General features: G+C 45.6%; 18 protein-coding genes. 2 read left to right on the top strand and 16 right to left on the bottom strand.

All coding sequences use genetic code 11. The features are described from left to right. Position 1 precedes the first annotated feature (1 nt). The 7 genes from rodA to leuS all read right to left on the bottom strand — a co-directional run bounded on the left by rodA (position 2) and on the right by leuS (position 8,235). On the bottom strand, positions 2 to 1,123 hold the full coding sequence (gene rodA, locus AACT23_RS00865; protein ID WP_094127312.1) for a rod shape-determining protein RodA: 1,122 nt from the start codon (positions 1,121 to 1,123) through the stop codon (positions 2 to 4). Then, positions 1,123 to 3,003 carry a penicillin-binding protein 2 gene (gene mrdA / locus AACT23_RS00860; protein ID WP_013857337.1) on the bottom strand — a complete coding sequence of 627 codons (1,881 nt, stop codon included), beginning with the start codon at positions 3,001 to 3,003 and terminating at the stop codon, positions 1,123 to 1,125. The genes rodA and mrdA overlap by 1 nt, the downstream gene beginning before the upstream one ends. 6 nt (positions 3,004 to 3,009) lie before the next feature. Further along, complete coding sequence (rlmH, locus tag AACT23_RS00855; RefSeq protein WP_013857336.1) at positions 3,010 to 3,480, bottom strand: 23S rRNA (pseudouridine(1915)-N(3))-methyltransferase RlmH; 471 nt, start codon at positions 3,478 to 3,480, stop codon at positions 3,010 to 3,012. A gap of 3 nt (positions 3,481 to 3,483) precedes the next feature. Beyond that, positions 3,484 to 3,801: a ribosome silencing factor gene (rsfS, locus tag AACT23_RS00850; protein ID WP_094123708.1), complete on the bottom strand. Its 318-nt coding sequence runs from the start codon at positions 3,799 to 3,801 to the stop codon at positions 3,484 to 3,486. 62 nt (positions 3,802 to 3,863) lie between these two features. Next, a complete protein-coding gene (gene holA, locus AACT23_RS00845; protein ID WP_013857334.1) occupies positions 3,864 to 4,889 on the bottom strand; it encodes a DNA polymerase III subunit delta in 1,026 nt (341 codons plus the stop codon). Between the two features lie 9 nt (positions 4,890 to 4,898). Then, a complete protein-coding gene (locus AACT23_RS00840) occupies positions 4,899 to 5,525 on the bottom strand; it encodes an LPS-assembly lipoprotein LptE (RefSeq protein ID WP_064624756.1) in 627 nt (208 codons plus the stop codon). A gap of 136 nt (positions 5,526 to 5,661) precedes the next feature. Further along, positions 5,662 to 8,235, bottom strand: a complete 2,574-nt coding sequence (gene leuS / locus AACT23_RS00835) for a leucine--tRNA ligase (RefSeq protein WP_094127310.1) — start codon at positions 8,233 to 8,235, stop codon at positions 5,662 to 5,664. A gap of 122 nt (positions 8,236 to 8,357) precedes the next feature. Between leuS and AACT23_RS00830 the strand changes: the two genes are divergently transcribed. Next, complete coding sequence (locus AACT23_RS00830; protein ID WP_176428629.1) at positions 8,358 to 8,828, top strand: zinc ribbon-containing protein; 471 nt, start codon at positions 8,358 to 8,360, stop codon at positions 8,826 to 8,828. A gap of 51 nt (positions 8,829 to 8,879) precedes the next feature. Here AACT23_RS00830 and lnt read toward each other — a convergent pair whose 3' ends face one another. The 5 genes from lnt to miaB form a co-directional block, all read right to left on the bottom strand. Beyond that, complete coding sequence (gene lnt / locus AACT23_RS00825; protein ID WP_094127306.1) at positions 8,880 to 10,400, bottom strand: apolipoprotein N-acyltransferase; 1,521 nt, start codon at positions 10,398 to 10,400, stop codon at positions 8,880 to 8,882. A 33-nt stretch (positions 10,401 to 10,433) separates the two neighbouring features. Beyond that, positions 10,434 to 11,309: a CNNM family magnesium/cobalt transport protein CorC gene (gene corC, locus AACT23_RS00820; protein ID WP_010317353.1), complete on the bottom strand. Its 876-nt coding sequence runs from the start codon at positions 11,307 to 11,309 to the stop codon at positions 10,434 to 10,436. 85 nt (positions 11,310 to 11,394) lie between these two features. Beyond that, the gene (ybeY, locus tag AACT23_RS00815; RefSeq protein ID WP_094127304.1) at positions 11,395 to 11,859 is read right to left on the bottom strand and encodes an rRNA maturation RNase YbeY; all 465 of its coding nucleotides are present in this window, start codon (positions 11,857 to 11,859) and stop codon (positions 11,395 to 11,397) included. Then, positions 11,859 to 12,959 (bottom strand): PhoH family protein, encoded by a 1,101-nt coding sequence (locus AACT23_RS00810; protein ID WP_094127302.1) that lies wholly within the window; start codon positions 12,957 to 12,959, stop codon positions 11,859 to 11,861. The genes ybeY and AACT23_RS00810 overlap by 1 nt, the downstream gene beginning before the upstream one ends. Positions 12,960 to 13,029: 70 nt before the next feature. Next, a complete protein-coding gene (gene miaB / locus AACT23_RS00805) occupies positions 13,030 to 14,454 on the bottom strand; it encodes a tRNA (N6-isopentenyl adenosine(37)-C2)-methylthiotransferase MiaB (protein WP_017048014.1) in 1,425 nt (474 codons plus the stop codon). Positions 14,455 to 14,711: 257 nt separating this feature from the next. Between miaB and AACT23_RS00800 the strand changes: the two genes are divergently transcribed. Further along, a complete protein-coding gene (locus AACT23_RS00800; RefSeq protein WP_013857326.1) occupies positions 14,712 to 15,863 on the top strand; it encodes a 2-octaprenyl-3-methyl-6-methoxy-1,4-benzoquinol hydroxylase in 1,152 nt (383 codons plus the stop codon). A gap of 79 nt (positions 15,864 to 15,942) precedes the next feature. On the opposite strand, the gene crr is transcribed toward AACT23_RS00800, so the two are convergent. The 4 genes from crr to cysK all read right to left on the bottom strand — a co-directional run bounded on the left by crr (position 15,943) and on the right by cysK (position 19,946). Further along, a complete protein-coding gene (gene crr, locus AACT23_RS00795; RefSeq protein ID WP_010317358.1) occupies positions 15,943 to 16,452 on the bottom strand; it encodes a PTS glucose transporter subunit IIA in 510 nt (169 codons plus the stop codon). Positions 16,453 to 16,558: 106 nt separating this feature from the next. Then, positions 16,559 to 18,283, bottom strand: coding sequence for a phosphoenolpyruvate-protein phosphotransferase PtsI (gene ptsI, locus AACT23_RS00790; RefSeq protein WP_013857325.1), 1,725 nt, complete (start codon positions 18,281 to 18,283; stop codon positions 16,559 to 16,561). A gap of 138 nt (positions 18,284 to 18,421) precedes the next feature. Then, positions 18,422 to 18,679, bottom strand: coding sequence for an HPr family phosphocarrier protein (locus AACT23_RS00785; protein ID WP_026027491.1), 258 nt, complete (start codon positions 18,677 to 18,679; stop codon positions 18,422 to 18,424). A gap of 298 nt (positions 18,680 to 18,977) precedes the next feature. After that, complete coding sequence (cysK, locus tag AACT23_RS00780; protein WP_013857323.1) at positions 18,978 to 19,946, bottom strand: cysteine synthase A; 969 nt, start codon at positions 19,944 to 19,946, stop codon at positions 18,978 to 18,980. Positions 19,947 to 20,032: the final 86 nt, after the last annotated feature.

Genomic DNA, 20,032 nt, shown 5'->3' with positions numbered 1-20,032 from the left:
CTTAGGTTGCCTTAGAAAATGCTTTTCGGTGAGTGTGGATAGACATCAGTATGCCAAAGCCAGCCATGAGAGTGACCATGGATGTGCCACCATAGCTGATGAGAGCCAAGGGAACACCAACCACGGGTAAAATACCACTGACCATACCTATATTTACAAAAACGTACACAAAGAAGCTGAGTACAATACTTCCAGCCATCATTCGGCCGAAAGCCGTTTGTGCGTTGCTCGCGAGGTATAGACCACGTCCGATGATAAAAAGATAAATAGTGAGTAAACACAAGATGCCAATCATGCCCCACTCTTCAGCAATGACGGCAAAAATGAAGTCGGTGTGCCGCTCAGGTAAGAATTCAAGTTGCGACTGTGTGCCGTGTAGCCATCCTTTTCCTGACAACCCTCCAGACCCAATGGCTATTTTACTCTGAATGATATGATAACCTGCACCGAGAGGATCGGATTCCGGATTGAAAAGTGTTCTGACTCGGGTTTTTTGATATTCACGCATCAGAAAGAACCAAAGCACAGGTATGAAGCCACCCAAAGCCACGGCGGCAGAAAAAATGATTCGCCAGCTTATTCCAGATAAGAAAATGACAAAAATGCCGGAGGCTGCAATCAATATTGAAGTGCCAAGATCGGGCTGCTTCGCGATTAGTACGGTAGGGATAAACACCATTAACAGCGAAACGACTAGGGTTTTAAAGGTGGGTGGAAGAGAACGTTTCCCTATGTAGCGAGCGACCATGAGAGGCACTGCGAGTTTAAGCAATTCTGAGGGCTGAAAACGAACAAAGCCTAAATTTAACCAGCGCTGAGCTCCCTTGGACGATTCGCCAAAAAACAGCACGCCGAGCAACAACAGTACGCCACAGAAAAACATAAAGGGTGCAAGAGACTCATAAGTTCTTGGGGAAATTTGAGCAAGAAAGATCATCACACCGAGAGCCAGTACCATGCGCATGGCTTGGCGATCCATCATAGTTAAGCTCTGACCGCTGGCGCTGTACATCACGACCAGCCCAAACCCCATCAATAACAAAATACCCAGCAGTAATGGCAAGTCGATGTGCAAGCGCTCAAAAAGCGCTCGATTTTGTCCTGTTGAAGGATCCAGTTCCATTATTTTTCAGCCTCTTTACCTAGAATGGCGCGGTCAAATATTTTCCTAACAACGGGTCCACCATTGCCAGAACCTCCCCCTGCGTTTTCGAGTACCAGAGTGACAATGAGCTGCGGGTCATCTACAGGCGCAAAGCCTGTGAATAGGGCATGGTCACGGAGGTGTTCGGCTAATTCATCGGCCTTATACACTTGGTTTTCTGCCAAGCCAAACACTTGCGCAGTTCCAGATTTTCCAGCGCTGACATATTTCATATTGGTAAATGAGCGCCGTGCGGTTCCTTTTTTGCCGTGGTTTACAAGACGCATGCCATTGATTGCGATGTCCCAATAGCGTTTCGGCACCCCTTCGATCGGTGGCGAAGTTTCTAATTCTGAAAGCTCTTGCCTGCTAAACTCTTCACCATTTTTGAGCGTCGAACGCAATAAATGCGGCGCAATCACTTTGCCGTGATTAACCAGCACGGAAGTCGCTTTGGCAATTTGCATCGGTGTTGATGTCCAATACCCTTGGCCAATGCCGACCGGAATCGTATCACCTTGATACCAAGGGGTTCGGTGACGTGCCATTTTCCACTCACGCGTTGGCATGTTCGCTTTGCCTTCTTCGTAAATGTCTAAACCTGTATAGTCACCAAAGCCAAATTTCATCATCCAACTAGAGAGACGATCAATACCCAAGTCGTAGGCGATTTGGTAAAAGAAAGTATCGACAGACTCTTCGAGCGCCTTATTAATGTCCACTCGACCATGCCCCCAGCGCAACCAGTCTCGGAAGGGCCGCGTTTTGGAGTTTGGTATCACCCAATAACCAGGATCATTACGTGTTGTTGTTGGGGTTATAACCCCTTCTTGAAGTGCAGCGACGGCAATAAAAGGTTTAATCGTTGAGCCGGGAGGGTAAATACCAAGTGTCGCTCGATTGACTAACGGGCGGTCTGGGTCATTGAGAAGTTCGTTGTAGGCGGCGCTAGAAATACCATGTACGAATGGGTTTGGATCGTAGCTTGGACTTGATGCCATGGTAAGGACACCGTTATCTTTTGGATCGAGCACTACAATTGAACCTCGACGGCCATCCAACAACTTGTGCACATAAAGCTGCAGATCAATGTCCAAGCTTAATACAATGTCTTTCCCTGCCACGGGAGGGACGTATTTTAAGGTGCGAATGATGCGTCCTCGGCTATTGACCTCAACTTCTTGGTAGCCAGCCGTACCGTGCAGCACATCCTCATAAAAGCGTTCAATCCCCAGTTTGCCAATATCACGAGTGGCTTGGTAATTGGCTGAGCGCTCTTCGCGTTCTAGACGTTCCATATCTCGGTCATTGATTCTGGATACATAACCGATAACATGAGTGAGAACTTCACCATAGGGGTAGTAGCGCTTTAAGCTTGCGCTTACTGATACACCGGGAAACTTGTGCTGATTGACCGAAAAAATGGCCACTTCTTCTGGTGTTAACTGTGTCAAAAGCGGCACTGAATTAAACCGGCGTGTCTGACGACGCTCTTTTTCAAAGGTGGCAATTTTTTCTGGTGAGATGGTCAGGTATTGCTGTAAGCGCGTGATCGTATCATCCATATCGCGCACTTGCTCAGGTGTGATCTCTAAGTTGAATACTGGGCGGTTTTCCGCTAGTAGCACACCATTGCGGTCATAAATTAACCCTCGATTAGGCGCAATCGGGACGATTTTGATTCGGTTATCGTTGGATCGCGTTTTGTAATCTTGATATTGGTTAATTTGAATATGGTACAAATTGGTAAGCAGAACGCCCACCAGCATGATGATCGCAATAAAAGAGACAATTGCTCGGTTGCGAAACAGCCGAGCTTCTGATTGGTAGTCACGAATTTGGCTACGCTTACGTAACATGAATAGTTATTCTCGGTGATAAGGGTGATTAGCCGTAATACTCCAAGCGCGGTACAAACTCTCTGCCATGACCACTCGAACCAAAGGGTGAGGAAGTGTCAACGGCGAAAGCGACCAGCTCTGCTCTGCGGCGGCTTTGCATGCAGGAGAAAGCCCTTCAGGGCCACCAATTAAAATTGATACATCACGGGCATCGAGCTTCCAACTTTCAAGTTGTTCCGCTAGTTGTTCGGTATCCCAACGCTTACCTGGAATATCGAGAGTAACAATTCGATTGCTTTTTGGCACGGCCGCGAGCATAGCTTCGCCTTCTTTTTGCAAAATTCTTGCAATATCCGCATTTTTGCCACGTTTGCCCGCTTGTATCTCCACTAATTCAAGCGGCATATCGTGTGGAAAACGTCGGCGGTACTCTTGAAAGCCTTCTTCTACCCATTTCGGCATTTTGGTACCAACGGCAATCAACTGAATTTTCAAAACTTAACTCCAAAGTTTTTCAAGCTGGTACAGATCACGGTGCTCTTCTTGCATAACATGCAACATGCTGCTGCCCATGTCTAGCACGACCCATTCACCTTCACTTTCGCCATCCATACCCAGTGGTTCCATGCCCACTTTTTTGACTTCAGTTGCGACATGTTCGGCAATCGAGGCTACATGTCGTTTTGATGTGCCTGTGCAAATGATCATGTAATCGGTGATGCTAGATTTTCCCTTAACATCTAAGGTTTTGATATCAATGGCTTTCATATCGTCGGCTTTATCGGCAAGAAAGTCTTTCAATTCGTTGTGTAGCAAGCGTCATCTCCTTTTAAAATTGGTCTGGTTACTGACAAAATGGCGCGGAGTATAACACGCCTTCAAGCCAACTTTGATACAACGGACTGTGGCAAGCAAAATTCAACACTGATTTGCTGCAATATTGGCCAAGTTGAGGTTTCATACTGAGTTTTAGTTACTCTTTCGGCTTGGGTGAGTAATGCAATCAGCTGTTTGAGTTTATCTCTCGATAGTCTTTTTAAGCTTGCCGCGTACCAAGGCCGCTTGGATTGCCAAATTCGGTACTTATCAAAGATTGAACCAATCGGCATCTGGGTTAAATCTTGATGCATTTGCAGCAGCAGTAGCAGCTCTTTTTGTAGGCTACGTATCAGAATCACAGGCTCAGTGCCTTCGGTAATGAGCTGGCGTAAAATACGTTGTGACCGATTCGCTTGCCCTTCGAGCAGCGCATCGACCCAGTGAAAGACGGTGAAGTGGTTATGTCGGCTTAATGACTCTTCTAAGCGGATCAGCGTCAGTAAGCCATCTGGATAGAGTAGCGCGAGTTTTTCTAAGCTTTGAGATAGTGCGAACAGATTGCCTTCATGCCATTGCGCCAGCATCTGCACTGCTTCTTGATCAGGTTTTAGCCCCAATGCGCGGCAGCGCATCATGACAAATTGTGGCAGTTTGCTGATATCCGGGGTTAAGCAACTCACCCAACATCCTAGGCTTGAGAGTGTCTTAAACCATTTAGTGCTTTCTTGTGCTTTGGTCAATTTCTCACCGATGATCACAAGTAGTACGTCAGGATGAAGCGATTGACCTAGGGCGACGAGCTCTTTTGCTGTTGCCGCATTTGCACCCGTTTCAGGTAATTCAATTTCAATGATTTTTTTGCTGGAAAATAAACTTAAAGCTTGGCAGCAGTCATAGACTTGATCCCAGTTTAAATGGGCATCGGCACTGAAACGATGGCGTTCTTCAAATCCTTGTTCTAATGCTTTTTTCTCTATCGCCACGCGTGATTCTTGCAGCAATAGCGGTTCGTTGCCAAACAGTAAGTAAAGCCCCATCAAGGGCTTGTTTAAGTGATCGGCCAGCTTGTCAGCAAATATTCTCATTACTCGCCTTTAGTTTGTCGCAGGAGCCGTGAATTGTGACGGTTCACTTTCCACGGTGTTTATCTCATAGGCCTGCTGGTCTGTTCGCTGCTGTTCATTTTCTTGTTGTTCAAGTTGATGTTCATTCGCTGCAATATCGGCTTTTAGACGTGCCATTTGGCGTAAAATTTGAGTTGCGGCTAGTTTGCGCATCTCATCTTCAATCATGTCTCGCTCTACCGATTTAGCGAGAGCAGTTAATGGGTTATCAAGATAGCTACGAGTCACACTGGTTGAAAACGTTTTTATCCCCACTTCAGGTAGGGTGACGCTATAGGAGGCGTTGAACGTCAATTCCAATTCAGCAGCACGAGTATTTTGATAAAGCGAAAGCGTCCGTTCACCAACACTCTCGCTTATTAGATAGATGTTTGGCACCGTCTCTGAGGGGGAAACAATCTCAATGTCACTCATTCGTAATTGATTTTTTACCATACGAGTGAAGGTACTGTATTGGTCGTAGCTGGTGACAGAGACTCGATTGAGCTCTTCAGGAACGGAGTAATCGCCACGAAGATGAAAGCCGCAAGCGGAGAGTAGGCTGCTCATAATAACAATTAACGATAATTTCAGAGAGTAAGACGAAATTTGGCGCATTGGGGTTAAGTTCTCATATATTTAGGTGACTTATCTTAGCGCTCTATAGCTCTGTGGGTAAGAACGCTAAGATAAATCAACAGGGCAGCGAGCTACCCTGTTGATAAACCAGTTATTACGACATTAGGCTGCGATATTAGTTCGCAACGATGTTCAGTAACTTACCTGGTACATAGATAACTTTACGAACGGTTAAGCCATCCGTAAATTTCATGACGTTCTCGTCCGCTAAACCGAGTGCTTCAACCTGATCTTTACTTGCATCAGCGGCTACGGTCAGCTTACCACGAAGTTTTCCGTTAACTTGTAGGACGATCAGTTTTTCATCTTCCACTAGGGCGGATTCGTCGTAGGTCGGCCACACGGTATTATCTACATCACTCTCACCCAGTGCATTCCACAGTTCAAAGCTGATATGAGGAGTGATTGGGTAAAGCATGCTGACAACCGCTTTTAAAGCCTCGTCGAGAATGGCCCGATCTTGCACGGATTCTTGTGACGCTTTAGTGAGTTTATTCATCAACTCCATAATCGCAGCAATGGCGGTATTGAACGTCTGGCGGCGTGCAATATCGTCAGTCACTTTGGCGATGGTTTTATGCACATCACGACGCAGCGCTTTTTGTTCACCAGTCAGAGAGGCGCTATCTACCGCTTCAGCCACACCTTTAGCGCTATGTTCTGCAACCAGTTTCCAGACGCGCTTTAGGAAGCGGTTAGCACCTTCTACACCAGACTCTTGCCATTCAAGCGTCATGTCAGCCGGAGAGGCAAACATCATGAATAGACGAACCGTATCGGCGCCATACTTATCAACCATCTCTTGCGGGTCGATACCGTTGTTTTTCGACTTAGACATTTTGATCATGCCTGAGTGCTCAACGTTGCGGCCTTGGTTGTCTACGGCTTGAGTGATGCGGCCTTTACCGTCGCGTTCCACTTTTACGTCAGTTGGCGCTATCCACTCTTTGGTGCCTTTCTCGTTCGTGTGGTAGAACGCATCTGCCAATACCATGCCTTGGCAAAGTAGTTGTTTGAAAGGTTCATCAGAAGTGACATAGCCAGCATCACGCAATAGCTTATGGAAGAAGCGTGAGTAGAGCAGGTGCATACAAGCATGCTCAATACCACCGATGTATTGGTCTACTGGTAACCAGTAGTTTGCCTTCGCTGGGTCTAAAATATCGTCCGCTTGTGGTGAACAGTAACGAGCGTAATACCAAGACGACTCCATAAACGTATCGAAGGTATCGGTTTCACGTAGTGCAGGCTCGCCATTAAAGGTGGTTTTGGCCCACTCTTTGTCGGCTTTGATTGGGCTAGTTACACCATCCATCACAACATCTTCTGGTAGAATGACGGGCAGTTGATCAATTGGCACTGGGTGAACTTGGCCATCTTCAGTGGTCACCATAGGAATCGGCGCGCCCCAGTAACGTTGGCGAGAAACCCCCCAGTCACGTAGACGGAAATTAACGGTTTTCTTGCCTTTACCTTCAGCCTCCAGCTTGGCTGCAATAGCATCAAATGCTGCTTGGAAGGCTAAACCATCAAATTCGCCAGAACCAAACAGGACTCCTTTTTCAGTGTACGCAGCGCTAGACACATCGACTTCAGAGCCATCTTCTGGTTTGATGACTGGAATGATGTCTAGGCCATATTTGGTGGCGAACTCAAAATCACGTTGGTCATGAGCAGGTACGGCCATCACCGCGCCTGTACCGTAATCCATCAGCACAAAGTTGGCGATATAAATAGGCACTTCACGACCATTTAAAGGATGAATGGCCGTTAAGCCTGTATCCATGCCTTTCTTTTCCATGGTCGCCAGTTCAGCTTCTGCAACTTTAGTGTTCTTACATTCGTCAATAAAAGAAGCTAAAGCAGGGTTATTTTGCGCTGCAATGGTCGCTAATGGATGACCAGCCGCAATGCCCACATAAGTGACACCCATCAAGGTATCAGGGCGAGTGGTATAGACGTCGAGATCTGAATGACCGTTGACACCAAACTTGAGCTCTACGCCTTCTGAGCGACCAATCCAGTTACGCTGCATGGTTTTGACCATTTCAGGCCAACCCTCTAAGTTCTCTAAATCGTCCAACAGTTCTTGTGCGTACGCGGTGATCTTAATAAACCATTGTGGGATCTCTTTTTGTTCTACTGGTGTATCACAACGCCAGCAGCAGCCATCTTCAACTTGCTCGTTAGCGAGAACGGTTTGGTCGTTTGGACACCAGTTAACGGAAGAGGTTTTCTTGTAGACTAAGCCTTTTTGATACAGCTTAGTGAAGAACTCTTGTTCCCAGCGGTAATATTCTGGCGTGCAAGTGGCGAATTCACGGCTCCAATCGTAGCCAAAACCCAGCAGTTTTAACTGGTTTTTCATGTACTGAATGTTTTCGTAGGTCCAAGGCGCTGGTGCCGTTTTGTTTTTTACAGCCGCATTTTCAGCGGGTAGGCCAAATGCGTCCCAACCAATGGGTTGCATGACGTTCTTGCCTTGCAGACGTTGAAAACGAGAGACTACATCACCGATAGTATAGTTACGCACGTGACCCATGTGCAGTCGGCCACTTGGGTATGGGAACATAGAAAGACAGTAGAATTTTTCTTTATTTGGGTCTTCACTTACAACAAAGGTCTTGTTGTCATCCCAGTGCTGTTGAACTTTTTGTTCAATATCTTGCGGGTTATATTGCTCTTGCATCGATGATATCCGGTTATCTTGGAATTTGTGAGTTCGGTTAGAACAGAGTCTAATAGATCGACATAGAATACCTAAAGCAGGGGTACACAACAATAGCCAATCTGGTTTGATGGAGGTGGGTGATGCCAAAACGTAAAACAAGTTACGAAGAGATTGTGGATGACGTGATTGAAACGCTCAAACATAGTCCTGATGAAATGTCCCAAGTTTTGCAGACATCAGGTAAGGTTGTTGATGCTGCCAATAATCTCACCAAAGATGAATTGGCGCTTATTTCTGCCTATGTAAAAGCGGATCTCAAAGAATTCGCGGATAGTTTTGAAGAGAGTAGAAGCAGCACATTTTCATTGATGATTACCAATTCAATTTGGCAGGGGCTTTTTGACATCACCGATAAAACAAAAGTGGAATGGGTGGAATTGTTTCAAGATTTAGAACGACAAGGTTTGTATCAAGCGGGGGAGATGATAGGCCTTGGGATGTTAGTGTGTGACCATTGTGGGCATAAAACCCAGTATAATCATCCAACTGAAATTATGCCTTGTATTCAATGTGGGCAAACGGCTTTTACTCGTCAGCCATTAAAACCTTAAGTGTTGCTGATAGAAAACCTCAAAAAGGCGCTGAAATGCGCCTTCTTGAGGTTAAGAATGAGGTGAGTGAGGTCTTGTCCATCCGACGATCAAACTGAGTAGCACCCAGATGTAGAGCGGCCAAGTGCCGACAGCGTGATACGGCGTCTCTCCTTTGGTCGACGTGATGGTTGCTTTCAATACGGCCGTTTCAAATTGTGGGATCTGCTGCGTTATTTTACCTTTGTGATCCGTCACGGCGGTGACACCATTGTTGGTTGAACGAATGAGCGGTTTACCCAGCTCTAAAGCTCTCATCCGAGCAATCTCCATATGTTGCAATGGGCCATTTGAATGCCCAAACCACGCATCGTTAGAGAGGGTTAAGATAAAATCTGTTTCATCGGTGACATTCGCTCTGACTTGTTCATTGAAGATGATTTCATAGCACAGTGCCGCGGCTAGGTGTCTACCCTTGGCAATCAGATTCGGTTGAATATAGTCACCACGGCTAAATGAAGACATCGGCAAGTTGAAAAAGGGTGCGATGGGCCTGAGCCAATCTTCAAATGGCACAAACTCACCAAATGGCAATAAATGATGCTTATGGTAGCGAGCGTCAGAGTCATAACGGTAGTCGCCATAAGGGTTGGTGCCAAGTACCAGAATGCTGTTGTAAAAAGAGCGCTCTGGGCTTTGGTTGAGCACGCCTGTGACAATCGCACTGTCGTTCATTTTTGCCGCAGAATCTAAGTTACTCAAATAGGAAGGGATCTCGAATTCAAATGCGGGAATCGCTGCCTCTGGCCATACGATAATATCTGCGTCCCAGTTTTCTCGACTGAGATCGGTGTAGGCCATGATGGTTGGCCAGCGCTGATTGGGAAGCCATTTTTCCGCTTGCTTAATATTACCTTGAATCAGTGCGACGCGAGTTTGTGTGCTGGGATCGGGAGTGACCCAATCGAAATTGCGTAGTCCAAACCCCGTCGCCAATATGGTCAGAGGAATGAGCACGAGTATCCAAGAGCGCTTAAGCCACGTCATTGCTAGAGCGCTAGAACAGAGGAGCGTGAAGAAGGTGACCAGCTCAACGCCTCCCAGTGGTGCGAAACTGGCAAGCGGGCTATCAATTTGACTATAACCAAGCCATAACCAAGGAAAGCCGGTCATTACCCAGCCTCGAAGCCAATCGGTAATTAGCCAAAGCGCAGGGGTGGCTAATAAAAAATGGCTGATGGTGTTATGACGGAAAAAACGGTTGAGTAAGCCAGCGAAAAGCCCAGAATAAAGGGCTAAATAACCGACCAGTAATGACATCAGGAACAGGCTGGCAATTTTGGGCATACCACCAAAGGTATCAATACTGACGTGCACCCAACTGATGCCAAAAGCAAAAAAACCTAAGCCCCAGCAGTAACCGATCCACGCTGCTTTTTTAGCTGGTTGCTGATTAATGAGCAACAATAGCAACATGGGGGTGAGTATGGCCAGCGGCCAAAACTGATAAGGAGCAAAAGCGAGTGGGGTTAATGCGCCAACAAAAGCGGCCGCAAGCGGCCGCATTAGGCGATGAAAAAGTGCTTTAATCATCTATCTCATTCTGCTGATGTGAATGGGGTTATGTCACTCTTCTGCTATCACTGGAAGTGATTCAAGATCAGGAATAGTGACTTGCAGTTGAACCACTCGGCGGTTGTCTGCTGCGGTGACTTTAAAGCTGTATTTGTCGATCTCTACAACTTCGCCACGGCTTGGCAGGTGGCCAAAGGCCGTCATCACCAATCCCCCTACGGTATCCACTTCTTCATCGCTGAACTTAGTACCAAAGGTTTCGTTAAACTCTTCGATGGTGGTCAGCGCTTTAACTGCAAAAGTATGTTTGCTGAGCTTACGGATATCCAATTGTTCTTCATCATCGAACTCGTCTTCAATGTCGCCAACGATCTCTTCCAAAATATCTTCAATGGTCACTAAGCCAGACACGCCACCGAATTCATCCACGACGATCGCCATGTGGTAACGCTCCTCTCGGAACTCCTTCAATAAGCGATCAACCCGTTTACTTTCTGGTACCACGACTGCCGGTCGGATCACTTCTAAAATGTTAAAAGGTGCACTGTCTGAACCTAAATATTTGAGTAAGTCCTTCGCTAGTAGAATGCCTTCAACATGGTCTTTATCTTCACTGATCACTGGATAACGTGAGTGCTGAGCATCGGTGATCAGCGCAATTAAGGTATCCAAGTCATCGTTTTTATCGATAGTGACCATCTGTGAGCGTGGGATCATAATATCACGCACGCGCATCTCAGAAATCTCCATCACACCTTCAAGCATATCTCTTGTGTCATGGTCGATAAGGTCATTGATTTCAGAGTCGCGGATCACATCCACAAGCTCTTGGCGATCTCTCGGATCACCTTGAAATAATTGGCCTAGGCGTTCAAAGAAGGACTTTCTACTCGGACCTTCAGAATTCTGGGGGTTATCTTCGTTCATTGTTTCTCTAATTTTCCTCGCTATCAGATGTGTGATAGCACACATATCGTACCGACTTTAGCGGTACTAGCTTCATTGTCTGGAGCTATTCCTTCTCGGCAATATACGGGTCTTCAAAGCCCATTTTTTGCAGAATTTCAGTTTCAAGAGATTCCATCTCTTCGGCTTCATCATCATCGATATGATCATAACCTAGCAGATGTAGACTGCCGTGTACAACCATATGAGCCCAGTGTGCCATCAACGGTTTTTGTTGCTCATCGGCTTCTTGTTCCACCACTTGACGGCAAATGACAAGGTCACCGAGTAGATCCAACTCTATGCCCGGAGGCATCTCAAAAGGGAAGGATAGCACGTTGGTCGGCTTATCTTTTCCTCGATAATCGCGATTGAGCTGTTGACTCTCTTCGGAATCAACAATTCGCACAGTGACTTCCGCTTGTTCCTGAAATGGGGTCAGCGCGTGAGTTAACCAATGGCTGATATCATCAAAAGTAGGTAACCCTTGCTCATTTTTGACCGCTAATTGTAAATCTAGTTCGATACTCATTATTCACCAACGTTTTTTGTTGCGGTTACTGTATTCACTTCAGTATAAACATCCACAGGCTTGACTTCTCGCTCTTCACGACGACGTTGCTCTTGAGCTTTACGCTCTTTTTGGTCCTGAGCTTCCCATTTTTCGTAAGCGTTGACGATACGAGCAACCACTGGATGACGTACGACATCATCAGACAAAAAGAAGTTGAAGCTGATTTCGTCAACTTCATTGAGCACTTCAATGGCGTGGCGAAGACCTGAACGAGCGCCACGCGGCAAATCGATTTGTGTCACATCACCCGTAATAACGGCTCTTGAATTAAACCCAATCCGTGTCAGGAACATTTTCATTTGTTCAACGGTAGTGTTTTGACTTTCATCTAAAATAATAAAAGCATCGTTGAGCGTACGTCCGCGCATGTAAGCGAGTGGCGCAACTTCAATCACATTGCGTTCAATGAGCTTTTCTACTCGCTCAAAGCCAAGCATTTCAAACAACGCGTCATAAAGCGGTCGTAGGTACGGGTCGACTTTTTGGCTTAAATCACCGGGTAGGAAGCCCAATTTTTCACCTGCTTCAACCGCCGGGCGTGTTAACAAAATTCGACGAACTTCTTGGCGCTCTAGCGCATCAACTGCAGCGGCAACGGCTAAGTAGGTTTTACCTGTCCCTGCTGGGCCAATACCAAAGCTGATGTCGTGCGTCACCATGTTAACGAGATACTGAGCTTGGTTAGGCGTACGCGGCTTTATCAGCCCTTTCTTGGTCTTAATGAAGACTTCTTTGCCATGTTGAATACTTGATTCAGACGGCTGCTCAAGGATCCCTGAATCTTTGATGGCTAGATGAATTTGCTCTGGTTCGATATCGGGAATTTGACCACGTATGGGTGAGGTATTAACGTACAAAGATTTGATAATATCCAACGCAGCCGCGGCAGTGTGTGGTTTACCGACTATGGTGAAAAACTGGCTGCGGTGATTAATTTCAACACCAAGACGGCGTTCTAATTGTTTGATGTTGTCATCGAATGGACCGCACAGGCTAGCAAGACGGCGGTTGTCTGAAGGTTCTAGATCTATCTCTAGCGTAACAATTTTATTGCTCAATGTTGCCTCTCAGTTTGCCATGGTACAGTGCCCGATTATGATCGAGCACTGTATGACATTATGCTTAAACCTAAGGTGTAAAAGTGGCTACCCCTAGCTCATTTTCTCGACGTGTTTTCGCCATCATTTGCGTTGGTGAAATCACGGTGCGAAGATCCATCGCTTGTTCAGTGCGAACAAGTTCACCACGCAGTGAGTTGGCAAACACATCGACAATTTTTACATCGACAAATTGGCCAATCAGATCGGCGGAGCCTTCAAAGTTAACGACACGGTTATTTTCGGTACGGGCGCGAAGCTCCATTAGATTTTTCTTAGATGGGCCTTCGACTAATACGCGTTGTTCTGTACCTAACATCAAACGTGAGTAACGCATCGCTTGTGCGTTGATTGTTTGCTGCAGTTCATATAAACGCTCTTTTTTGGCGTCTTCTGATAAATCACATGGGTAATCAGCGGCTGGCGTACCCGGGCGAGGGGAGAAGATAAAGCTGAAGCTCATATCAAAATCAACGTCTTTAATCAGCTTCATTGTATCTTGAAAGTCTTTATCTGTTTCACCGGGGAAACCGACAATAAAGTCAGAACTAATTTGGATCTCTGGGCGCGCCTTACGCAGTTTGCGAATAATGGATTTGTACTCAATCGCGGTGTGTGGGCGCTTCATCATGGTTAAGATTCGGTCTGAACCACTTTGTACCGGAAGATGCAGAAAACTCACCAGTTCAGGTGTGTCTTCATAAACGGCAATAATATCGTCGGTAAATTCGAGTGGGTGGCTGGTGGTGAATCGAATGCGATCAATACCATCAATGGAGGCGACTAAACGTAGCAGATTAGCAAATGAACAGATTTCACCATCGTGCATAGGGCCACGGTATGCGTTAACGTTTTGTCCTAAAAGATTGACTTCGCGTACACCTTGCGCCGCGAGTTGCGCGATTTCATACAACACATCATCCATCGGGCGACTGACTTCTTCACCGCGAGTGTAAGGTACTACGCAGTAAGTGCAGTATTTTGAACACCCTTCCATAATAGAGACGAATGCAGTTGCGCCGTCTGCTTTTGGTTCTGGTAAACGGTCGAATTTTTCAATCTCTGGGAACGAAATGTCCATGACTGGCGCATCGTTGGTTTGCGATTGTTTTATCATTTCTGGCAAGCGGTGTAGGGTTTGCGGGCCAAAAATAACATCGACAAAGGGAGCGCGTTCACGAATGTGATCACCTTCTTGGGTTGCAACACAACCGCCAACGCCAATCACGACGCCTGGTTTTTTATCTTTCAATGTTTTCCAACGACCCAGTTGGTGAAAGACTTTCTCTTGTGCTTTTTCTCGGATCGAACAGGTGTTAAGTAATAATACATCTGCTTCCTCTGGCTCTTCCGTTAGCTCGTAGCCGTTTGCAGCGTTAAGCAGGTCGGCCATTTTTGATGAATCGTATTCGTTCATCTGGCAGCCCCAGGTTTTAATTAGCAGTTTCTTACTCATCTCACTTTCGCTCGTCTTATTGGTCTAAATTGGTTGAACTAATGCTCAAATTGTAGCCGCCATCTCGGCGGTAAGCCGCGTATTGTACTGCTTTAAAAAGTCACTGACTAGTCATCCAATAAAATCTCTCGCATGTTCCGTCATCTCTAGATTTTCACCATAGAAAGTGCAGGGTTTTTGTGTAAAAAAATTCGCAAAAAAGAGCTGAAAACGTACAATGAAAATCGACTCAAAACTCAGACGATTAAGTGTAAACAATGAACAATTTTGACGTGGTGGTGATTGGCGGTGGCATGGTTGGGGCGGCAGTGGCTATAGGCTTTGCTAAGCAAGGTCGCACGGTTGCTATGGTCGAAGGTATAGAGCCTGAAGCATTTACAATAGACCAAGCAATGGATCTGCGCGTTTCTGCCATTTCGCAAACTTCGGTTCAGTTACTTACTGACTTAGGCGCATGGGATGAAATTATGCAAATGCGTGTTTGCCCTTATCGCCGCCTAGAAACCTGGGAGCACCCAGAGTGCCGTACTCGTTTTCATAGCGATGCACTGGGTCTCCCTCAGCTGGGTTATATGGTCGAAAATCGTCTTATTCAGATCGGATTGTGGGGGCAATTTGTGCACTATCCGAATTTGCAGGTTTTTTGTCCTGATAAGCTCAAGCACATTGTGTTTGGCCAACAAAATAGCGTGCTTTTAGAGTCAGGCGCAACTCTTACTGCAACTTGGGTGATTGGTGCGGATGGTGCAAATTCTCTTGTGCGGCAGCTGGCGGGAATTGGTATTACCGCGTGGGATTATCGACACCATTGCATGTTGATCAATGTCGAAACTCATCAACCTCAGCAAGATATTACTTGGCAGCAATTTTTTCCATCCGGCCCGCGCTCGTTTCTTCCTTTGCCGGGTAATCAAGCTTCTTTGGTATGGTATGACTCACCAAAACGAATTCGCCAATTGTGTGCGATGAACAAGCAGCAGTTAAGGGAGCAAGTGTTGGCCTCTTTTCCTGAGGAACTAGGCGATATTAACGTGTTGCAGTGTGGGGCATTTCCCCTCACTCGTCGTCATGCTCAGACGTATGCGAAACGGCAATGTGTTTTGGTTGGCGATTCAGCACACACGATTAACCCTCTGGCTGGGCAAGGGGTGAATTTAGGGTTTAAAGATGTAAAAGCGTTATTAGCTGTGACACAAAATCAAGAAGCTTTAACACAAGCGCAATTACGGAATTATGAAACACGCAGAAGGCCGGATAACTTAGTGATGCAATCAGGAATGGATCTGTTTTATAAAACGTTCAGCAACGAGGTTTTGCCTGCAAAGTTGGTGCGCAACGCGGTATTGAAGTTGGCCGAACATTCAGGCCCAGTGAAGGAAAAACTGTTGCAATACGCGTTAGGTTTGTAGTGCGATTTGAGCTGTTTTTGTAGAAACAAAAAACGCTGCAAATCAGCAGCGTTTTTTACGTAATAAAAATTTTAACGAATTACTTAGTTACACGTAGAACCGGTGTTTCACCAACAACGACGGTGCCAGAAAGCTTGTTCAGCTCTTTGATTTCGTCCATGTTAGAGATAACAACAGGTGTTAGTGTTGATTTTGCTTTCTCTTCAAGAAGCGCTAGGTCGAATTCGATAACAGTATCGCCTGCTTTAACCGCTTGGCCTTCTTGAGCGATACGAGTGAAACCTTCACCTTTTAGCTCAACTGTGTCGATACCAAAGTGAACGAATAACTCAACACCGTCATCAGACTCGATTGAAAACGCATGGTTAGTTTCGAAAATCTTACCGATAGTGCCGTTAACTGGAGCTACCATTTTGTTGCCTGATGGTTTAATCGCAATACCATCACCAACAATTTTCTCAGCGAAAACAACATCTGGCACATCTTCGATATTGACGATTTCACCAGAAAGAGGGGCAATAATTTCAATCGCACCTGCATCTGAGCTGTCGTCAGATACTAGCTTCTTAAGTTTATCAAACAGACCCATTGTGTCATGCTCCTAACGTTTAATTTTATTCTGTCGAATTATAGTATACCAATCGCCAACAATAGACGACCTATTTTTAGTCGTCTATCTCATTGGTATTAGCGAATTATTGCGTTTTCTCTGCGATGAATTTTTCCACACAAGCTTCGATTTCAGCTGCCGTTGGGAAAGAGAGTGCTTCTTCTGCCATCGCTTTAACTTCGGCGAAGTTTGAGTTACGGATCACTTTCTTCACTTTAGGGATAGAGATACCACTCATAGAGAATTCATCGAGTCCCATACCAAGTAGAAGTAGCGTTGCACGTTCATCACCCGCTAACTCGCCACACATACCCGTCCATTTACCTTCAGCGTGTGAAGCATCAATCACTTGCTTGATCACGGTTAAAACTGCTGGAGAAAGTGGGTTATACAGGTGTGAAATCATTTCGTTACCACGGTCAACCGCAAGAGTGTATTGGGTTAAATCATTGGTACCGATAGAGAAAAATGACACTTCTTTTGCCAAGTGGTGCGCAATTGCCGCTGCCGCAGGTGTTTCAACCATAACGCCGATTTCGATATTTTCATCGAACGCTAAGCCTTCAGTGCGAAGTTCTTCTTTGTATTCTTCAATGGCGTTTTTAAGCTCACGAATTTCTTCTACAGAGATGATCATCGGGAACATGATACGCAGTTTACCATGCGCAGACGCACGCAGAATGCCACGAAGCTGATCTCGTAAGATGTCACGACGGTCTAAGCTGATGCGAATCGCGCGCCAGCCCAAAAATGGGTTCATCTCTTTTGGTAGATCCATGTACGGGAGATCTTTATCACCACCGATATCCATGGTACGGATAATCACCGCTTCACCACTCATCGCTTCTGCAACTTCTTTATAAGCTTGGTATTGCTCATCTTCAGTTGGTAGCGCGCTGCGGTCCATGAATAAAAACTCAGTACGATATAAGCCAACGCCTTCACCACCGTTGCGTAAAATACCATCGCAGTCTTTTACTGTGCCGATGTTACCGCATACTTCAACTTGGTGGCCATCGAGTGTGATAGCAGGTAGGTCTTTTAGTTTTGCGAGCTCTTCTTTTTCCGCAGCAAAATCATCACGAATTTTTTTCGCTTCTTCAAGCTGTGCTTCTGAAGGATTAATGATGATTTTGTTGTTCATGGCGTCAAGAATAAGCATGTCGCCATTCTTTACTTTCTTAGTGATGTCGTTAGTACCAACAATCGCTGGAAGCTCAAGTGAACGTGCCATGATTGAAGTATGAGATGTACGACCACCGATATCACAAGCAAAACCCAGCACGTAATCAAGATTGATTTGTGCAGTTTCAGAAGGTGTTAAATCGTAAGCAACAAGAATCACCCGTTCGTTAATATCACTCAGTGAAACGATATTAATGCCGAGTGCATTTTTAACAAAGCGCGTACCGATATCGCGGATGTCTGTCGCGCGTTCTTTGAGATATTCATCATCAAGAGATTCTAGGGCAGCAGCCTGCTCTTCGATCACGGTATAGATCGCGTTGTCTGCATGCATTTTGTCATTTTTGATGAGTGCTAAAATTTCCTCTTCTAGCTCTTCATCTTCAAGCAACATGATGTGGCCTTCAAAGATGGCTTCTTTTTCTTCACCGAATGTTTCAAGTGCTTTTTGTTTGATCACTTCTAGCTGAGCAGAAGATTTGTTACGAGCGTCATAAAAACACTGAACTTCTGCTTCTACTTGGTCATCTGAAATAGAGTGAGTATTTAGGACAATTTCATCTTCTTGAAGTAGCAGTGCTTTACCAAAAGCAATGCCTGGAGATGCTAGGATGCCTGAAATCATAGCGTTACCTTAAATTGGTCAACTGTAAACGGGAGAATGTGGACTATTGCGCTAACGGTAATTAGTAGCTCAAAATGTAGACTATTTCCAACAAAGCCATTTTGTTTTCACAAAATGGCTTTGAAATAGTGGACCGGATTAATGTAGTTGGTCCATGAGAGCAACTAGGTGATCTACCGCTTGCTTAGCTTGAGGGCCTTCAGCAGAAATAGTCACAACGGTACCTTTTACTAGGCCAAGAGTTTGAAGTTTGAATAGGCTCTTAGCACTTGCGCTTTTGCCGTTAGAAGTCACTGTGATGTCTGCATCGAATACTTTTGCTTCTTTAACGAACTGCGCAGCAGGACGAGTGTGAAGGCCGTTTTCTGCAGTGATTTCTACTTGCTTCTCGTACATGTTATATACCCCAATTGATTTATTTTTTGTTAGTTTCTTCACCAGAACAGCTTAACTGCTAATCAACGGTTCTGCTAGCAGAGTAACGCTGTTTTAGTGTCATAGCTGATACTGATTTAAATTTCATAATCACGATTTCAATCTATGTTGTCATTCGTCATTATAGTTAATACGTTTCTGACTTCTTTATTTCGAAGCTTAAAATAAAACGAGGTGATATTACCAAAGGTGAGGCAAGGATCAACAAAAAAGCCCCTGTATGGGGCTTTTTTAAACGAAAATTTGATTTAACCACCTATTACTGTTGGTTCTCTTTCTCGGTAAATAGGCCAGAAAATAGTGCGGTGCTCAGATAACGCTCACCTGAGCTTGGTAGTACCGCTACAATTGTTTTTCCTTCAAATTCAGGTAGTTCTGCTAATCTATTCGCTGCTACAATCGCTGCGCCTGATGAAATTCCAGCCAAAATCCCTTCCTCTTCCATGAGGCGTCTTGCCATTTCAATCGCTTCTTCTGAAGTGACGGCTTCAACACGGTCAATGAGGGATAAATCGAGGTTGCCAGGAATAAATCCTGCTCCTATACCTTGGATTTTGTGTGGCGCAGGTTTGATTTCATCTCCAGCAAGTGCTTGAGCAATGACTGGCGACTCCGCAGGTTCAACCGCAACTGAGATGATAGCCTTGCCTTTTTGGCCCTTAATGTAGCGACTTGTGCCCGTTAAAGTACCACCGGTTCCGACACCTGCAACGAACACGTCAATCTCACCATCAGTTGCATCCCATATTTCCGGCCCGGTTGTTTTTTCGTGGATTTGTGGGTTGGCTGGGTTATTGAATTGCTGCAGCAACAAGTATTTTTCAGGGTTGCTGGCAACAATTTCTTCTGCTTTAGCAATTGCGCCTTTCATGCCTTTCGCCGCTTCGGTGAGTTCAAGGTTGGCTCCTAAAGCTTTAAGCAGTTTACGGCGCTCTAAACTCATTGATTCAGGCATAGTAAGCGTCAACTTATAGCCACGAGCTGCTGCAACAAACGCAAGAGCAACACCGGTGTTACCGCTGGTTGGCTCTACAAGTTCAACGCCAGGTTTCAGTGTGCCAGCTTTTTCTGCTTCCCAAATCATGTTGGCACCGATACGGCACTTCACGCTAAAGCTTGGGTTGCGCGCTTCAATTTTCGCCAGTACCTTACCTTTGCTGACTTTGTTTAAGCGAACAAGAGGAGTGTTACCAATAGTCAGAGAGTTGTCTTCGTAAATTTTGCTCATTGCGATATTCCTTTATTACACACGTTATATGTGCCTGGCGGTCTGATAAGACACGTGAGTGGATACAGATGCAGAATAGGTGTTAA

The sequence above is a fragment of the Vibrio sp. V09_P4A23P171 genome (assembly GCF_963875615.1).
GTDB lineage: Bacteria > Pseudomonadota > Gammaproteobacteria > Enterobacterales > Vibrionaceae > Vibrio > Vibrio anguillarum.
The sequence above is the reverse complement of the archived record's forward strand: the minus strand, read 5'-3'. Positions and strand labels throughout refer to the sequence as shown.